At 73.6% G+C, this 15,983-nt stretch carries 13 protein-coding genes; 4 read left to right on the forward strand and 9 right to left on the reverse strand.

The genetic code is table 11. The features are described from left to right. Positions 1-47: 47 nt before the first annotated feature. The 6 genes from SAM23877_RS08225 to SAM23877_RS08250 form a co-directional block, all read right to left on the reverse strand. A complete protein-coding gene (locus SAM23877_RS08225) occupies positions 48-1,385 on the reverse strand; it encodes an ABC transporter ATP-binding protein (RefSeq protein ID WP_053128418.1) in 1,338 nt (445 codons plus the stop codon). A gap of 335 nt (positions 1,386-1,720) precedes the next feature. After that, entirely contained in the window at positions 1,721-2,959 is a 1,239-nt protein-coding gene (locus tag SAM23877_RS08230; protein WP_053128423.1) for an MFS transporter, read from the reverse strand. A 73-nt stretch (positions 2,960-3,032) separates the two neighbouring features. After that, complete coding sequence (locus tag SAM23877_RS08235) at positions 3,033-4,484, reverse strand: CitMHS family transporter (protein ID WP_053128424.1); 1,452 nt, start codon at positions 4,482-4,484, stop codon at positions 3,033-3,035. Positions 4,485-4,619: 135 nt separating this feature from the next. Next, positions 4,620-6,851, reverse strand: a complete 2,232-nt coding sequence (locus tag SAM23877_RS08240) for a molybdopterin-dependent oxidoreductase (RefSeq protein ID WP_053128425.1) — start codon at positions 6,849-6,851, stop codon at positions 4,620-4,622. A 104-nt stretch (positions 6,852-6,955) separates the two neighbouring features. Beyond that, on the reverse strand, positions 6,956-7,573 hold the full coding sequence (locus tag SAM23877_RS08245; RefSeq protein WP_053128426.1) for a TetR/AcrR family transcriptional regulator: 618 nt from the start codon (positions 7,571-7,573) through the stop codon (positions 6,956-6,958). Between the two features lie 326 nt (positions 7,574-7,899). Then, the gene (locus SAM23877_RS08250; protein WP_053128427.1) at positions 7,900-8,469 is read right to left on the reverse strand and encodes a hypothetical protein; all 570 of its coding nucleotides are present in this window, start codon (positions 8,467-8,469) and stop codon (positions 7,900-7,902) included. A 182-nt stretch (positions 8,470-8,651) separates the two neighbouring features. Between SAM23877_RS08250 and hmgA the strand changes: the two genes are divergently transcribed. The 3 genes from hmgA to SAM23877_RS08265 are packed head-to-tail and all read left to right on the forward strand — an operon-like array spanning position 8,652 to position 11,936. Further along, positions 8,652-9,977: a homogentisate 1,2-dioxygenase gene (hmgA, locus tag SAM23877_RS08255; protein ID WP_053128428.1), complete on the forward strand. Its 1,326-nt coding sequence runs from the start codon at positions 8,652-8,654 to the stop codon at positions 9,975-9,977. A gap of 26 nt (positions 9,978-10,003) precedes the next feature. Beyond that, positions 10,004-10,753 carry a GntR family transcriptional regulator gene (locus SAM23877_RS08260; RefSeq protein WP_053128429.1) on the forward strand — a complete coding sequence of 250 codons (750 nt, stop codon included), beginning with the start codon at positions 10,004-10,006 and terminating at the stop codon, positions 10,751-10,753. A 22-nt stretch (positions 10,754-10,775) separates the two neighbouring features. Next, positions 10,776-11,936: a type ISP restriction/modification enzyme gene (locus SAM23877_RS08265; protein ID WP_053128430.1), complete on the forward strand. Its 1,161-nt coding sequence runs from the start codon at positions 10,776-10,778 to the stop codon at positions 11,934-11,936. A gap of 484 nt (positions 11,937-12,420) precedes the next feature. On the opposite strand, the gene SAM23877_RS08270 is transcribed toward SAM23877_RS08265, so the two are convergent. The 3 genes from SAM23877_RS08270 to SAM23877_RS08280 form a co-directional block, all read right to left on the reverse strand. Then, positions 12,421-12,690 (reverse strand): hypothetical protein, encoded by a 270-nt coding sequence (locus tag SAM23877_RS08270; protein WP_053128431.1) that lies wholly within the window; start codon positions 12,688-12,690, stop codon positions 12,421-12,423. A 115-nt stretch (positions 12,691-12,805) separates the two neighbouring features. Next, complete coding sequence (locus SAM23877_RS08275; protein WP_053128433.1) at positions 12,806-13,618, reverse strand: anti-sigma factor; 813 nt, start codon at positions 13,616-13,618, stop codon at positions 12,806-12,808. Continuing rightward, on the reverse strand, positions 13,615-14,157 hold the full coding sequence (locus tag SAM23877_RS08280) for a sigma-70 family RNA polymerase sigma factor (RefSeq protein ID WP_053128435.1): 543 nt from the start codon (positions 14,155-14,157) through the stop codon (positions 13,615-13,617). The genes SAM23877_RS08275 and SAM23877_RS08280 overlap by 4 nt, the downstream gene beginning before the upstream one ends. Before the next feature lie 224 nt (positions 14,158-14,381). Here SAM23877_RS08280 and SAM23877_RS08285 point away from each other — a divergent pair, with 224 nt between their 5' ends. Then, positions 14,382-15,908 (forward strand): DUF4331 domain-containing protein, encoded by a 1,527-nt coding sequence (locus SAM23877_RS08285; RefSeq protein ID WP_053128437.1) that lies wholly within the window; start codon positions 14,382-14,384, stop codon positions 15,906-15,908. Positions 15,909-15,983 lie beyond the last annotated feature (75 nt).

Below are 15,983 nucleotides of genomic sequence, written 5' to 3' on the forward strand. Positions count from 1 at the left end.
CATGGTGGCGCGGGTCACCCTCCCGGAAGGGCCGCTTCTCGCGAGGCTCACTCCTCCAGGTCCGGCAGCCGGGCGGGGGCGGGACAGATCCGTTCGCCGTGCTGGTCGAAGACGAACAGGTGCGCGAGGTCGACGAGGAGGGGGACCTGCATGCCGTGGCGCAGGTCGATGTCGGGGGTGGTCCGGACGATCAGGTCGCCGGGCAGGCGCCCGTCGGGCGGGGCCACCGCGGGGCCGGGCTCCTCCGGTTCGTCCATGACCACCACCGGTCCGGCGCGCAGGGCGTCCGCCCGCTCCTTCAGCCGGTGCAGGACCGTGCCGTCGCGGCGGCGGCGCCGGGCCGGCCGGGTGAGGGGGCGCGGCGCCTCCAGATCGGGCACGACGGCCGGCCGCGAGCCGGTGTCGAAGTGCACGAGGACCTCGTGCCCCTGGAACTCGACGTGTTCCACCAGGCCGGTGAGCAGCACCTCGCCGGGGCGGGCGGCGGAGGGCTTCGCGATCCTCACGGCCTCCGAGCGCAGACCGACGATGACCTCGCGGCCCTGCTGGACGCGGAGCAACTGGTGGTCCAGGGAGAGCGGTTCCGGCAGGCGCAGGAACTGCTTGCCCAGGCTGATGGTCATCGCGCCGTCCAGCGGGGCGCGCACGACGCCGCGCAGCAGGTTGATGCGCGGGGTGCCGATGAAGGCGGCGACGAAGACGTTGCGCGGGAGCGCGTACACCGCGCGCGGGCTGTCCACCTGCTGGAGCACGCCTCCGCGCAGGACGGCGACGCGGTCGCCGAGGGACATGGCCTCCGACTGGTCGTGGGTGACGTAGAGGGTGGTGACGCCCAGTTCCCGGGTCAGTTTGGTGATCTCGGCGCGCAGGTGGTTGCGGAGCTTGGCGTCGAGGTTGGACAGCGGCTCGTCCATCAGGAAGGCGGTGGGGTGGCGGGCGATGGCCCGGCCCATGGCGACGCGCTGGCGTTCGCCGCCGGAGAGCTGGGCGGGGAAGCGGTCGAGGAGGTCCTCGATGCCCAGCATGCGGGCGGTGGCGTCCACGCGGGGTCCGTGGTCGGCCTGCGGGGCCTCGACCCGCAGCGGGAAGCCGATGTTCCCGCGGGTCGTCATGTTGGGGTAGAGGGCGAAGTTCTGGAAGACCATCGCCATGCTCCGCGCGGAGGGCAGCAGGTCGTTGGCGTACTCGCCGTCCAGCAGCAGTTCGCCGTGGCTGATCTCCTCCAGGCCGGCGATCATGCGCAGCACGGTGGACTTGCCGCAGCCGGAGGGGCCGAGCAGGACGAGGAACTCGCCGGGCGCGATGTCCAGCGACAGCCGGTCCACCACGCGGACGCCTCGCGCGTAGGTCTTGCTCACGTCGTGCAGGGAGATGGCGCGTGTCATGGCAGGTGCCCCCGGGGACTCACTGAGCGCTGGTGCTCCGCGGTCGGACGCCCTCGTGCGGGTCGTACGGGGCGTGTGAGTCACGGAAGTTAACGGAATGTGCGCGGGCGGGGGAAGACACCGGACCCAAACTCGGTGCCGGCGTCCATCTGCTGAGAAAGCGGACGGCCGAATTCAGCCACCGGGCCGCCACGGCAGGGCGTGCGGGGGCCCGGGGCGGTGCGGGCGGGGCGCCTCCGCTCCGTCAGTGGGCCGTGCGGCGCGGTGAGCGGCGCCCGGGCCGCCCACCGAGGGGCGTGCGGCGGCCCGGGCGGTGGGCGGGCGCACCCGAGCCGTCAGCGGGCCGTGCGGCGCGGTGAGCGGCGGCTGCGGGGCGCGGCCTCCCCCGCGGGCGACGCGTCCCCCGGCCGGCCGGACGGGGAGCGCAGGGCGATGCCCGAGGACAGGAGCAGCAGGGCCCCGAGCATCACGAACGGCGCCGCCACACCCGCGGCACCGGCGATCAGACCGGCCGCGGCGGGTGCGGCGACCTGGCCGAGGCGGTTGCCGGTCAGCCGCAGGGCGAGGGCGGTGGAGCGGGCTCCCTCGGGGGCCGCCTGCACGACCGTGGTCATGGACAGCGGCTGGCCGACGCCGAGGCAGAACCCCAGCACGACCAGCATCAGCGCGAGCCCCCACACCGGCACGGGCAGCGCGACACCGGCGCACAGCAGGGCGGCCAGCAGACAGGTGACCGTGAGCAGGGCGGTGCGGCCGAGCAGCCGCAGCAGGGGCGTCAGCACCAGCCGGCAGGCGATCGTGGCCGCCGCGCGCAGGCTGAGCAGGACGCCGATCAGGGCCGGGGAGATGCCCCGGTGCTCGCCGACCACCGGCAGGTAGGCGGTGAGGATGTCCGTCGCGGAGAGCACGGACAGGCTGATCAGGATGCCCGCGGGCACGCCCCGGGCCCGCAGGATGCTCCCCACGGGCACGCGCGCGCCCTGGTCCGGACGGGACCCGGCGGCCGTGCGGTGCTCTATGCGCCACAGCGAGGTGAAGGCGACCGCCGCACCCGCGCCGGCCACCACCAGGGCCAGGGCGCTGCTGCCGGCCATGTCGTGGCCGCCGATCAGCGCGCCCGCCGCGACGGGGCCGATCAGCTGCCCGAGCGAGGCGCCGATCGTGAAGTGGCCGAAGTTGCGGTCCTGTTCGTGCGGCGCGGACTGGCGGGCGACCAGCGACTGGGCGCCGATGACGAAGCAGAGGTGGCCGAGGCCCATGACGCCGCTCCACAGGGCCATCGCCCACAGCGAGCCCGCGACGCCGCTCAGCGCGCAGCCGCCGGCGATGAGCACCACGCCGACGGGCAGCAGCGGCGCGCAGCGGCCGTGGTCGGTGCGGCGGCCGAGCGGGACGGCGGCGAACAGCGGCAGCAGCGCGTAGACACCGGCGATGACGCCGATCGCCCGCTCGTCCGCGCCCAGTGCGAGGGCCCGGTAGGAGACGGCGGGCCGGGCCATCGACACGGCCCCCTGCGCGAAGCCGAAGGCGATGACGAGGCGGAGCAGCCAGCCGCGGTTCCCACCGGGCGCCATGATCGTGTCCTTCCCGGACTGCCGTGTCCCCACAACCGGCCCCGGGGCGAGTCCCCGGGAGCCGGCCCGATGATCAGATGATGCCGAACAGGATGCCCGCCGCGAGAATGACCAGGCTCGTCAGGACCGCCCACTTCACCACGAACCGCGTGTGGTCGCCGAACTCGACCTTGGCCATGCCGACCAGGACGTACACGGCCGGGACGAGCGGGCTGGACATGTGCAGCGGCTGGCCGACGATCGAGGCGCGGGCGATCTCCAGGGTCGACACCCCGTGCGCCTGGCCGGCCTCGGCGAGCACGGGCAGGACACCGAAGTAGAAGCCGTCGTTCGACATGAAGTAGGTGAGCGGCAGGCTCAGCAGACCGGTGACCAGGCCCATGTGCGGGCCCATGCCCTCGGGGATGGTGTCCACCAGCCAGTTGGCCATGTGGTCGACCATGCCGGTGCCGGTGAGGACGCCGGTGAAGACGGCGGCGGCGAAGACCATGCCGGAGACGTTGAGGACGTTGTCGGCGTGGGCCGCGATCCGGGCCTTCTGGTCGGGGATGTGCGGGAAGTTGACGGTGAGCGCGAGCGCGGCGCCGAGCAGGAAGAGCACCGGGATCGGCAGCAGCTCCATGATCATGGCGCTGAGCAGCGCGACCGTGAGCAGCGCGTTGAACCAGTAGAGCTTGGGACGCAGGGTGGCCCGGTTCGGGTCGAGGCCCTGGAAGTCGTCGTCGGAGGCGTCGCCCTCCGCGGCGGGGTCACGCGAGTCCCCGGCGCCCGCGGACGCCTTCTCCGCACCGGCACCGGCCCCGGCACCCGTGCTCGAAGCCGCGCTCGCACCCGTACGGCCCCCCGCCCCGGCGCCGACCAGCACCGTCTCGCTCTCCGGCTCCCGCACCAGCGCCTCGTCCAGCGTCAGCGTGCCCACGCGCCGGCGCTCGCGCAGGCCGAGCACGTACGCGAGGACGACGACCGCGAGCAGACCGACGGCCAGGGCCGGGATCATCGGGACGAAGATGTCGGTGGCGTCGACCTTCAGCGCGGTGGCGGCGCGGGCGGTGGGCCCGCCCCAGGGCAGCGTGTTCATCACACCGTTGGCCATGGCCGCGACACCGGTCATCACGACCAGGCTCATCTTCAGGCGCTTGTACAGCGGGTACATCGCCGAGACCGTGATCATGAAGGTGGTGGAGCCGTCGCCGTCCAGCGAGACGATCGCGGCGAGCAGGGCCGTGCCGACGACGATCCGCATCGGGTCGGCCTTGCAGAACTTCAGGATGGCCCGGACGATCGGGTCGAAGAGTCCGACGTCGATCATCACCCCGAAGTAGACGATCGCGAACATGAGCATCGCCGCGGTGGGGGCGAGGCTGGACACGCCGTCGATGACGTAGTCACCGAGGTGGGCGCCCTTGCCGACGAACACGCAGAACAGCGCGGGGATCAGCACGAGCGCCGCGATCGGCGACATCTTCTTCATCATGATCAGGACCAGGAAGGTCGCGATCATGGCGAAGCCGAGGATGGTCAGCATGAATGAGTACCTAACGTTCGCCCTTGAACATCCCACCGGGGCAGGCGGTGCGAGCGACGTTAGGTGCCGTGTACGCGCGTTAACAAGACGTTGACACGCGAGCAATAAGCGCAAAACTCCAGGTCACAGCTTTGCTCAGATCACCGGGCCGACCTCGACGGGTACACAGTTGAGGACCGCGTTGCCCGAGAGCGGGTCGAGCACGCTGCCGTCGAGGAGCTGGTTGACGTTGACGCCGGGATCGGTGGCGGCATGGGTCAGACGGGTGCCCGGCCGGTCGTGCCCCCAGCCGTGCGGGAGGCTGACCACGCCCGGCCGGACCGCGTCGGTGACCTCGGCGGGAGCGGTCACCTCCCCGCCGGCGCCCTTCACGCGCACGTCCTCCCCGGTGCGCACGCCGAGCCGTGCGGCGTCGTCGGGGTGGAGGTGCAGCGTGCAGCGGTTGGAGCCGCCGGTGAGGGCCGGGACGTTGTGCATCCAGCTGTTGTTGGACCGCAGGTGGCGGCGGCCGACGAGGACGAGCCCGTCGGGGCGCTCGGCCAGGGCCCGCCGCAGCCGCGGCAGGTCGTCGGCGATCGGCCCCGGCAGCAACTCCACCCTGCCGCTGCGGGTCTTCAGCGGCTGCGGCAGCCGCGGGCGCAGCGGCCCGAGGTCGATGCCGTGCGGGTGGTCGAGCAGCCGCCGGAGGGACAGCCCGTCCGGGCGTACGCCGAAGCCGTCGCCGTAGGGGCCCAGGCGCAACATCATGTCCAGCCGTCGTTCGGGGCCGTTCTCGCCGGTGAGCCGTGCGGTCAGTTCGCCGGGGTCGCGTCCGTGCACGGGTGAGTGCGGGTCGCGGACGGACCGGCCGAGGGTCTGCTCGATCACCATCGCGTCGACGGCGGCCGGGTCGGTCCCGTGCATGCCGGTGGCGGCCAGGGTCAGCCGGGCCAGGATCTCGGTCTCGGCCAGGCGTCCGGGCTCCAGCGGGACGGCGGGCCGGGTGTAGCGGACCTGGTTGCGTACGGCGAGGGTGTTGAAGGCGAAGTCGTGGTGCGGGCTCTGGGCCGGCGGGGGCGGCGGCAGGACGACGTGGGCGTGGCGCGAGGTCTCGTTCAGGTAGGGGTCGACGCTGACCATGAAGTCGAGTGAGCCCAGCGCCTTGTCGAGCCGGTCGCCGTCCGGTGCCGACAGGACGGGGTTGGCGGCGACGGTGATCAGGGCGCGGACCGGCTCGCCCTCGTCGGTGGCGGTGTCGATCTCCTCGGCGAGGGCGGACAGCGGCAGCTCGCCCTTGGCCTCCGGATGCCCGCTCACCCGGGAGCGCCAGCGCCCGAGCGCGAAGCCCCGGCCCGGCCCGGCGGGGCGGGGCGTCCGGTCGGTGGCCGCCTGCGGGAAGAGGGCACCGCCGGGCCGGTCCAGGTTGCCGGTGAGGACGTTGAGGACGTCCACGAGCCAGCTGGCGAGGGTGCCGTGCGGGACGGTGCAGCTGCCGATGCGGCCGTAGACGGCGGCGGTGGGGGCCGCGGCGAGTTCACGGGCGAGGGCGCGCGTCACGCCGGCGTCCACGTCACAGGCCGCGGCGACGGCCTCCGGCGTGAAGTCCCGCACCGAGGCGGCGAGTTCGTCCAGGCCCTCGACGTGCGGGGCGAGCTCGCCGAGTGCCACCAGGCCCTCTTCGAACAGCACGTGGGCCATCGCGGCGAGCAGCAGCGCGTCGGTGCCGGGGCGGATCGCCACGTGCCGGTCGGCGAGCTTCGCGGTGCGGGTGCGGCGCGGGTCGATGACGGTGAGGGTGCCGCCGCGGGCCCTGAGCGCCTTGAGGCGGCCGGGGAAGTCGGGCGCGGTGCACAGACTGCCGTTGGACTCCAGCGGGTTGGCCCCGATGAGCAGGAGGTGGTCGGTGCGGTCCAGGTCGGGCACCGGGATGGCGTTGGCGTCGCCGAAGAGCAGCCCGCTGGAGACGTGCTTGGGCATCTGGTCGACCGTGGAGGCGGTGAAGAGGCTGCGGGTGCCGAGGGCGCCGAGCAGAACGGGCGGGTAGAGGGCACCGGCCACGGTGTGCACGTTGGGGTTGCCGAGGACGACGCCGACGGAGTGCGAGCCGTGTCGTTCGACGACGGACCGGACACCGGCGGCGACCGCGTCGAAGGCCTCCTCCCAGGTGGCCTCGCGCAACGCGCCGTCCCTGCGCACCAGGGGCGCGCGCAGCCGGTCGGGATCGGAGTCGACGGCGCCGAAGGACGCGCCCTTGGGGCAGATGAACCCGCGGCTGAAGACGTCGTCGCGGTCGCCCCGGGCGGCGGTGACCGTGGTGCCCTCGATGGTGAGGGCCAGGCCGCAGGTGGCCTCGCACAGGGGGCAGATACGCAGGGCGGTGCGGGACACGGGTCCTCCCAGGGGGCGGCGGCAGCGGCGCTTCCTCGCGGTGAGCATACCGACCGGTAGGCATGTTGGGGAGCCCCGCGTGGAGGCCGTGCGGCACCGGCCCGTCACTCCAGTACGCGCCCCAGGTACGCCCGCAGCAGTTCCCGGGCCTCCTCGATGATCTTCTCGTCCCCGTCCGGCGCGACCCGGAAGGCGAGCTGGACCAGGGAGTCGGCGGTCTCCACGGCGACGAGGAAGACGCGGCGCAGATCGTCGTCGGGGCGGCGGCCGAGGTAGCCGGAGAGCAGCTCGGTGAGCCGGTCGGCGACCCGGTGGTTGGGGACGGCGTGGCGGCCGCCGACCGGGACCTGGTTGCCGAAGTCGATCAGGGAGAAGCCGGGCGCGGTGCGCTTCATCGCCAGGTACTCGTCGAGCACCGCGTCCAGCGCCCCGCGCCAGCCGCCGTCGCCGGTCTCGGTCAGCCGTTCGGTGACGCGCTCCGCGTAGCGCTCGAGGTTGCGCTGGGCGAGCGCGTCCACCATCTGCCGCTTGTTGCCGAAGAAGCGGTACACCGAGCCGATGGGGACGTCCGCGCGCAGGGCGACGGCCCGGGTGCTCAGGGCGTCGTAGCCGACCTCGTCGAGGAGGTCGGCGCAGGCGTCGAGGATCCGGGTCAGCCGTTCGGCGCTGCGCCGCTGCACGGGGGCCCGGCGGAGCGAGGTCGCGTGGGACACGGGTCTCATGATGCCCTTCCGCCGGGGTCCGGTGAACTGTGACCTTCAGTACGGTGCGGGCCGACGCCTCCGTTCACCGGGCCGCCGCGCCTGCGGAGCGGACCCGTCCCCCGGCGCTCACCGGGCCACCGCGCGTGCGGAGCGGACCCGTCCCCCGGCGCTCACCGGACCGCCGCGCGTGCGGAGCGGACCCGTCCCCCGGCGCTCACCGGACCACCGCGCATACCGAGAAGCCACGCCCCGACACTCATCGGGCCACCGCCCGTCCGGAAAGAGCCCGCGCCCCGGCACTCACCGGGCCGCCGCCCACGCGCGCGGGACCCGCCCCCCGGCGCTCACCGGACCACCGCGCGTGCGGGCCGGCCCTGTTCCTCGATCTTCTCCGGCTCCGTCGCCTCCGTGGGCTCCGCGCCCGAGGCCGTGATGTCCGCCGTGCTCTCGACGGGCTCGCCGTCGACGGCCCAGACGGTGCCGTCGTCGGCGTACAGGCGGACCGTGACCTGGTGTGTGCCGCGCGGGACGAGGCCGGCGGCGAGGCGGTGCTCCGGGCCGCGCAGGCGGGTGACGAGGTCGCCGTCGAGGAAGAGGTGGGCGACGCCGCGGCCGGCCACCGCCTTCGCCTCCGTACCGGGCGGCGAGAACCTGAAGCCGCGGACGGTCAGGCGTACGTCCCAGCCGTCGTCGCTCTCGGGCTGCACCTCGATGCCGACCTCGGGCGCCTGCGCTCCGTCCACCTCCCGGTAGCGCCGGCCCTCCTCGTCGGTGGTGTCGAGCAGTCTGCCCGCCGGGGTGGCCGAAGCCCGGGCCTCCGGTTCGCCCGCACCACCGGAGCCGCAGCCCACGGATCCGGTCAGCAGCAGGACACAGACCGCGAGCACGGTGAGCACTCCCCGCGTCCACGACATGACGGGAGACTAGAACACCGGTCCGACCCGGCGGATCCCCCTGGGGTCCGGTTCCGGACATCCTCCTCGAGAGGGACCCGTATCGGCCCGCGTCGGCCCGGAAGGACCCGTGCGCCCTCTTGCGCACGGGAAACCGCAATCCTACGGTGTCCCATAGGAATCGGGTGGCGAGGGAGCGATCGATGAGCGGGGACGCGCGGAAGACCGCGGAGGGGCTGGCCTATCTGACCGGCTTCGGCAACGAGCACAGCTCGCAGGCCGTTCCGGGCGCGCTGCCGGAGGGCCGGAACTCGCCCCAGCGGGCACCCCTCGGGCTGTACGCGGAGCAGTTGAGCGGCACCGCGTTCACGGAGCCCAGGGCGGACAACCGGCGTTCGTGGCTGTACCGCATCCGCCCGTCGGCCGCGCACCCGGCCTTCACCCGCACGGGCAACGGCGCGATCCGTACGGCGCCCTTCACCCAGTCCGTGCCCGACCCGAACCGCCTGCGCTGGAACCCGCTGCCCGCACCCGAGGCCGGCACGGACTTCCTGGCGGGCCTGTGGACGCTCGGCGGCAACGGCGACGTCACCCAGCGCACCGGCATGGCCGTGCACCTGTACCACGCGACGGCCTCCATGGAGCGCGTGTTCAGCGACGCGGACGGAGAGCTGCTGATCGTCCCGGAGCGCGGCGGTCTGCTGCTGCGCACCGAGTTCGGGCTGCTGCACGCCGAGCCGGGCCACGTGGCGCTGATCCCGCGCGGGGTGCGCTTCCGGGTGGAACTCCTCGACGAGGACGCCCGCGGCTACGTCTGCGAGAACTACGGCGCCCCCTTCCGCCTCCCCGACCTCGGTCCGATCGGCGCCAACGGCCTGGCGAACGCCCGGGACTTCAAGGCACCGGTCGCGGCCTACGAGGACGACGAGCACACGACGGGCCCGGTGGAGGTGGTCAACAAGTTCTGCGGCAACCTCTGGACCGCCCTGTACGACCACTCCCCGCTCGACGTGGTCGCCTGGCACGGCAACCACGTGCCGTACGTCTACGACCTGCGCCGTTTCAACGTCCTCGGCACCATCTCGTACGACCACCCGGACCCGTCGATCTTCACGGTGCTCACGTCCCCGTCGGACACCCCGGGGCTCGCCGGCGTGGACTTCGTGGTCTTCGCGCCGCGCTGGCTGGTGGGCGAGGACACCTTCCGGCCGCCGTACTTCCACCGGAACGTGATGAGCGAGTACATGGGACTGATCGAGGGGGCCTACGACGCGAAGGCGGAGGGCTTCGTCCCGGGCGGCGGTTCGCTGCACAACATGATGTCGGCGCACGGACCGGACCGGGAGACCTTCGACCGGGCCAGCGCCGCCGAACTGAAGCCGCAGCGGATCGACGACGGCCTGGCGTTCATGTTCGAGACGCGGTGGCCGGTGACCCTCACGCCCCAGGCGGCCCGCGCCGAGCACCTGCAACCGCGCTACGACGACGTCTGGCGGGGCATGGAGCCTCACTTCCGCCCCTTGCACTGAGGAATGCCTACCGGTACGGATGGCCCGTGACCTCCTTCGCCCCGGACTCCATCGTCCTGAACCGCAAGCTGCCGCTGTGGTACCAGGTGTCGCAGTCGCTGCGCGCCTCGATACTCGGCCGCTCGCCGCGGGACCCGCTGCGCCTGCCCACCGAGGAGCAGTTGGCGGGCCACTACGGGGTGAGCGTGCTGACCATGCGGCAGGCCCTGAAGGAGCTGGAGGACGAGGGGCTGATCACCCGGCACCGCAGGCGCGGCACGTTCATCGAGCCGCACGCCAGGCGGGGCGCCCCGGTGCGGCTGCTGGGCTCGGTGGACGCGATCGTGGCCCAGCAGTCCGGCATGAAGACCGAGCTGCTGGCCCACGGCACCGGCCCGGTCCCGGCCGAACTGGCCGAGCACTTCCCGGATCTGGCCGAGACGGCGACGTACCACCGGCTGCGCTGCGACGAGAAGACGGGCGAGCCCACCAACCACGCCCGCAACTACGTCCGCCCCGAGGTCGCCGCCCGCGTCGACCCGGACGATCTGGCCCGCTGGCCGATGACCAAGGTGCTGCGGGACGTGGTGGGCATGGACATCAGCCGGATCACGGACACCGTCGAGGCCCGGCTCGCGGACCCGGAGACGGCCCGGCTGCTCGACGTCCCGCTGCTCAGCCCGATCCTGCACTACACCGGTATCACCTACGACACCGCGGGACGGGTGCTGGACGTGGCCGTCATCCAGTACCGGGGCGACCGCTTCTCCTTCACGGTCACCCTGGACGCCACCTGAGGCCCGGGTGCCCCGTCGTACGATGCCCAGCGTGACGCACGACGACGCTCCGCCGCTGGCGGACCTCATGCCGTGGTCCGTCGCACCGCCGCGGCTCGGCCGGGGGTGGCCGGCGGCTCCCGACCCGGCATCCCTGAAGGCCCGTTGGGACGCCCTGATGAAGGCGGAGGGCCCCGACCGCGAGGCCCTGCTGGAGCCGACGCGTTCCCGCACCCTGCACACGGCGGTCGGCCGGCTGCCGGGCGCGTCCGGCGGCACGGAGAAGCTGCTGCGCGCCGGCGGGCCCTGCCCGCAGCCCGTCCGCGTGCTGCGTGCGCCCTTCGACGAGCAGTGGCTGATCCCCGACCACCGGCTGATCGACGCGGCCCGTCCGGAGTTGTGGCGGGTGGCGGACGAGCGGCAGGTCTTCGTGACGGAGACCGCTGAGGCCGGCGGCCCTCCGCTGCTCCTGGCGACCTCCCGGCTGCCGCTGCTCGGCGGCGCCCGGGTCCGTCCGCTGTTCCGCCGCCCCGGCGGCACGGAACCGAACCTGCCCCCCGGCCTCCTCGACCACCTGGCCGCCCGGCTCGGCCGGCGTCCCGACCCGCTGGACGTCCTGGCCTGGACGGTGGCGGCGGTACGGGAGGGCTCCCGGGTCCCGCTCACCGCGGATCCGGCACTGTGGGAGTACGGCGTCGGTCTGGGCCGGCGCGCCCTGTGGCTGATGCGCCGCGACGGCGAGCGCCCGAAGCTGCCCGGCGGCCGTCGCCCGTACGTCCGGGCCCCGCTGCCCGCGCGCCCGCTGACCCTGCGCTACGACCGGGACGAGGAGGCCCTCTACCTGGACGAGGGCCGGGTCTCCCCCGTGCCGCCCGGTGCCTGGGACTTCGAGGCGGGCGGGGTGCGGGTGCTGGAGCAGTGGTTCGCGGCCCGCACCACGGAGGGCGAGCCGGGGACCCTCGGGGCGATCCGCCCGGCCGGCTGGCCGCAGGCCTGGACGTCCGAGCTGCTGGAGCTGATCACGGTCCTCGCGCTGCTCGCCGAGGTCCGGCCGCGGTGCCGGGAGCTCACGGTGACGGCGGAGATCACGGCGGCCGAACTGCGCGCGGCGGGCGTGCTTCCGGTGCCGTCGGCGGCCCGCCGGCCGGCCTCCGTCCTGGACGGCCGGGAGGAGGGGCCGGAGGGGCAGCTGGCGCTGCTGTAGGCCTGCGGCGCGGAGGGCGGTGTCGCGGAAGGCGACGCGCTGGCGCGGGCGGCGGCGGTCCTCGACCGGCTCACCGCGCGGAGCCGACGCTGGACACGACGGGCATGCGTCAGGCGGCCCAGGACACGCACGCACCGGGGCGTGACGGACCGGTACGCCGATACGGGCGCGGGGGCGACTGAAGAGGTGGGTGGGTGTCACCGCCGGGCGGGGAGACGGGGACCCGAGCCCACGCACGAGGACGCGAGCCCACGCACGGGGCGAGAGGGCCGGACCACCGGACGGACGTACGGAGCCGGGCGCACGAGACGGACGTTCGGAGTCGGCCTACGAAGTCATGCCTACGAAGTCATGCGTACGGAGTCGGGCGTACGGGGTCGTGCCCGCGCTCGGGAGCACACCGGGGCGCCGCTGCGTGCCGTGGGGATGACGGACGAGTGCGGCGGCGCCGCGCCGGGACGGTGTGACCGCCGGAGCGCGGGCCTCAGTTGCTGCCGAACAGCGAACGACGCAGTCGGCGCAGCGGCGCGAACAGCGAGACCCGGCGCACCCTGGCGCCCCTGCTGCTGCGCTTGTGCGCGGGCTCACGCGCGGTCAGCTCACGCATCAGCGACGTCGCCTCCACCGTCTCCCGCTGTGGAAGGGCAGGCCCTCCCAGCACCGCGAGATGGCGGTCGAGACGCGAGCTGGTCGCGCTGCTCCCGCAGGTGATCGCAGGGACCCTGGCCCTGCTGCGCACTGTTATCTGTTCCATGTCACTCCCCACCCGTACGAGTCCACCCGGCCCGGGCAGGGTAACCCTATCGCCCCGGTGCGGCATGCGTGTATCGCGGTCACAGGATTCACCTTCCCCGTAAGGGGGTTGACGATTACTCTCCGAATCCAACAGATTCCAGGGTGAGTTGGACAACCGGCCTGCTCGTCGGCCGGTCCGAGCCGCCGTCGGGTTCGACGGTCACGGCCAGTGACGTGGCGGACCGTTGCAGACCGGAGGCGATCAGGGGCGTGTCGTCGTCGAGGAGCCCCAGGGAGCGCGGTCCGGCGCCGGGGCGTACGAGCCACAGTTGGTGCACGCGGTCGCCGGACGGCTCGCCGTATCCGCTCAGGGTGACGACCGCGCGCCCCTCGGCGGCGGAGGCGACCACCGCGATGGTGCGGCCCCGGGCGTCCGCACCGGACGTCGCGCGGGCGTCCGGAGCCGCGAGAACGTGGGCGATCTCACGTGCCCGGTCCCGCGCGGTCTCCAGCTCGCCCTGCGTCCGGTTCGCCTGCACGGCGAAGAGCGAGGCCACCACGAGGGCCGCGGCGGCCGTGGCGGTGGCGAACGGCACGAGCAGCGGACGGTGCCGGGAGGCGCGGGAGCGCTCCGGCGGCGGCCGGACGCCCCACACGTGCGGCGGCAGCCGTGGCACGGTGCCGTGTCCGGGCGCGGGTTCCTGCGGGGTGGTGCGTACGGCGGCCATGACGCGCTCGCGCAGGGCCGCCGGTGCCGGGGCGGCCGTGGACCAGGCCAGCCGGACGGCGTCCTCGGCCAGGGCCCGCACCTCGGCGGCGCAGCGGTCGCACCCCTTCAGGTGCCGTTCGAAGCGGACCCGTTCGGCGCCCTCCAGGGCGTCCAGGGCGTAGGGGGCGGCGAGGGAGTGGAGGTCGCCGCGGCGCGGCAGCCGGCCGAAGAGGCTCATGCGACGCCTCCCAGGCAGTCACGCAGGCGGGTGAGGCCGTCCCTCATCCGGGTCTTCACGGTGCCCAGGGGGAGGGAGAGGCGCTCGGCCACCTCCCGGTAGGTGTAGCCGTCGTAGTAGGCGAGGGTGACCGACTGGCGCTGCAGGGCGGTCAGCCGGTCCAGGCAGCGGCGTACCCACTCGCGTTCGAGACCCGCCTCGACCTCCTCGGACACCTGGTCGAAGGCCGGGTGGTGAGCGCGCCGGGCCTCACGTTGCTCGCGTTCGCCGGCCGCGCGGGCGCTGCGGACCCGGTCGACGGCGCGGCGGTGGGCGACCGTGAGGATCCAGGACAGGGCGCTCCCCCGGCGCGGGTCGAACCGCGCGGCGGACCGCCAGAGTTCGAGCAGCACCTCCTGCGCCACCTCCTCCGACTGGGCCGGGTCGCGCACCACGCGCCGTACTAGTCCGAACACCGGGCCGGAGACCAGTGCGTACAGGTCCTCGAAGGCCTTCTGGTCACCGTCCGCCACGAGCATCAGCAGCTCGTCCGCCTCCACGGGGCCCCCTTCTCCGCGGGCCGCACCGGCCCGTCGACGTCAGCGCGGGGCGCGCGGCGGCGCACCCCTCGCAGGAGTTACGGATCGGCGGGCGGAAAACGCGGGTCGGCCGGGCGCGCGTTGTCGCCGCCCCGGATTTCCGTCCCGGACCAATCCTGCCCCGGGCCCGCTCCGAATGCCGGTGCGTCAGGGAAGTCGGCACATCGGCACAGAGGACGGACGGCATGACACCTATCTCCGGAAGCGGTGGCGCACGGCACCGGGGCCTCGCCACGCTGCTCTGCGGTGCGCTGGCCGCCGGGGGGCTCGCGGCGGCCGGCACGACCGCGCTGGGACCGGGGGCGGCGTCCGCCTCCAGCCACCGGGAGGCCCCGCTCGTATCGGGTACCCCGCAGTACGACAACACGGACCTGTACGCGTTCGTGAGCCCGGACCGTCCGGACACGACGACGCTCGTCGCGAACTGGATCCCGTTCGAGGAACCGGCGGGCGGGCCGAACTTCTTCACGTTCGCCGAGGACGCCCAGTACGACCTGCACGTCGACAACGACGGCGACGCCCTGGGCGACCTGGTGTTCCGGTACACGTTCACCACGCACACGAAGAACGAGGCGACCTTCCTCTACAACACGGGCCCGGTCACGAGCCTCGACGACCCGGATCTCAACATCACGCAGACCTACGACATCGAGCTGATCAAGCTGCACGGCGGGAAGGAGGCCTCCCGGACGGCGATGGCCCACGACGTGCCGGTGGCGCCGTCGGACGTCGGCAGGGCGTCGATGCCGGACTACGGTGCGCTGCGCGACCAGGCGGTCCACGAACTCGCGGGCGGGGCACGCACGTTCGCGGGACAGGCCGACGACCCGTTCTTCCTGGACCTGCGCGTCTTCGACCTGCTGTACGGGGGGAACCTGTCCGAGGTCGGCAACGACACCCTCAAGGGCTACAACGTCAACTCGGTCGCCCTCCAGGTGCCGACCGACATGATCGTGGAGTCGGCCGGCCAGCCGGTCGTCGGCGTCTGGACGACGACCCGGCGCAAGAACGCGCAGGGCGAGTTCACGCAGGTCTCACGGCTCGGGAACCCGCTGGTGAACGAGGTCGTCAACCCACTGAAGGACAAGGACGCGTTCAACGCGTCCCAGCCGGCGGACGACGCGCGCTTCCTGCGCAACGTCACCCACCCCGAGCTGCCGAAGCTCATCGAGGCGGTCTACAAGATCGAGGCGCCCGCGGAGCCGCGCGACGACCTCGTCGACGTGTTCCTCAAGGGCGTCGAGGACCTCAACCAGCCCCCGCACGTCACGCCCTCGGAGCAGCTGCGCCTCAACACCTCGATCGCACCGGCCGCCGAGCCCGAGCGCCTCGGCGTCCTCGACGGCGACAACGCGGGCTTCCCCAACGGGCGCAGGCTGACCGACGACGTGATCGACGCCGCGCTCCAGGTGGTCGAGGGCGAGCTGGTCGGCGCCGCCAACGACCTGGGCGACGCGGTCGACGCCAACGACAAGGAGTTCGGGTCCGCCTTCCCGTACGTGGCGAACCCGACGGAGGGTTCGCGCGGCCCACTCGCCGACGGCACGGGCGGGGGCAACGACGTACGCAACCAGCTGGGCGACGCGCTGCGGCCGGCCGACGCCGACGACACGACCCTCATCGCCGCCTCCGCGGGCGCCGGGGCCGTCGGCATCCTGCTGATCGGCGGTGCCCTCGCGTGGTGGCGCCGCATGCGAGGCCGGGCCTACTGACCGGCCCCACCGACCGGCGCGGTCCGCTCCTTCCCTCCCCCACGGCGGGCCGCGCCGCCTCGCCTTCCGTCCCGC

The organism is Streptomyces ambofaciens ATCC 23877, from assembly GCF_001267885.1.
Lineage (GTDB): Bacteria > Actinomycetota > Actinomycetes > Streptomycetales > Streptomycetaceae > Streptomyces > Streptomyces ambofaciens.

Bases quoted from the DNA above. Each gene is read 5' to 3' on its own strand.
- SAM23877_RS08235 (WP_053128424.1), bottom strand. From the start codon at position 4,484: ATGCTGACCATCCTCGGCTTCGCCATGATCGCGACCTTCCTGGTCCTG.
- SAM23877_RS08270 (WP_053128431.1), bottom strand. From the start codon at position 12,690: ATGGAACAGATAACAGTGCGCAGCAGGGCCAGGGTCCCTGCGATCACC.
- SAM23877_RS08285 (WP_053128437.1), top strand. From the start codon at position 14,382: ATGACACCTATCTCCGGAAGCGGTGGCGCACGGCACCGGGGCCTCGCC.
- SAM23877_RS08250 (WP_053128427.1), bottom strand. From the start codon at position 8,469: ATGTCGTGGACGCGGGGAGTGCTCACCGTGCTCGCGGTCTGTGTCCTG.
- SAM23877_RS08230 (WP_053128423.1), bottom strand. From the start codon at position 2,959: ATGGCGCCCGGTGGGAACCGCGGCTGGCTGCTCCGCCTCGTCATCGCC.
- SAM23877_RS08245 (WP_053128426.1), bottom strand. From the start codon at position 7,573: ATGAGACCCGTGTCCCACGCGACCTCGCTCCGCCGGGCCCCCGTGCAG.
- SAM23877_RS08275 (WP_053128433.1), bottom strand. From the start codon at position 13,618: ATGAGCCTCTTCGGCCGGCTGCCGCGCCGCGGCGACCTCCACTCCCTC.
- SAM23877_RS08265 (WP_053128430.1), top strand. From the start codon at position 10,776: ATGCCCAGCGTGACGCACGACGACGCTCCGCCGCTGGCGGACCTCATG.
- hmgA (WP_053128428.1), top strand. From the start codon at position 8,652: ATGAGCGGGGACGCGCGGAAGACCGCGGAGGGGCTGGCCTATCTGACC.
- SAM23877_RS08225 (WP_053128418.1), bottom strand. From the start codon at position 1,385: ATGACACGCGCCATCTCCCTGCACGACGTGAGCAAGACCTACGCGCGA.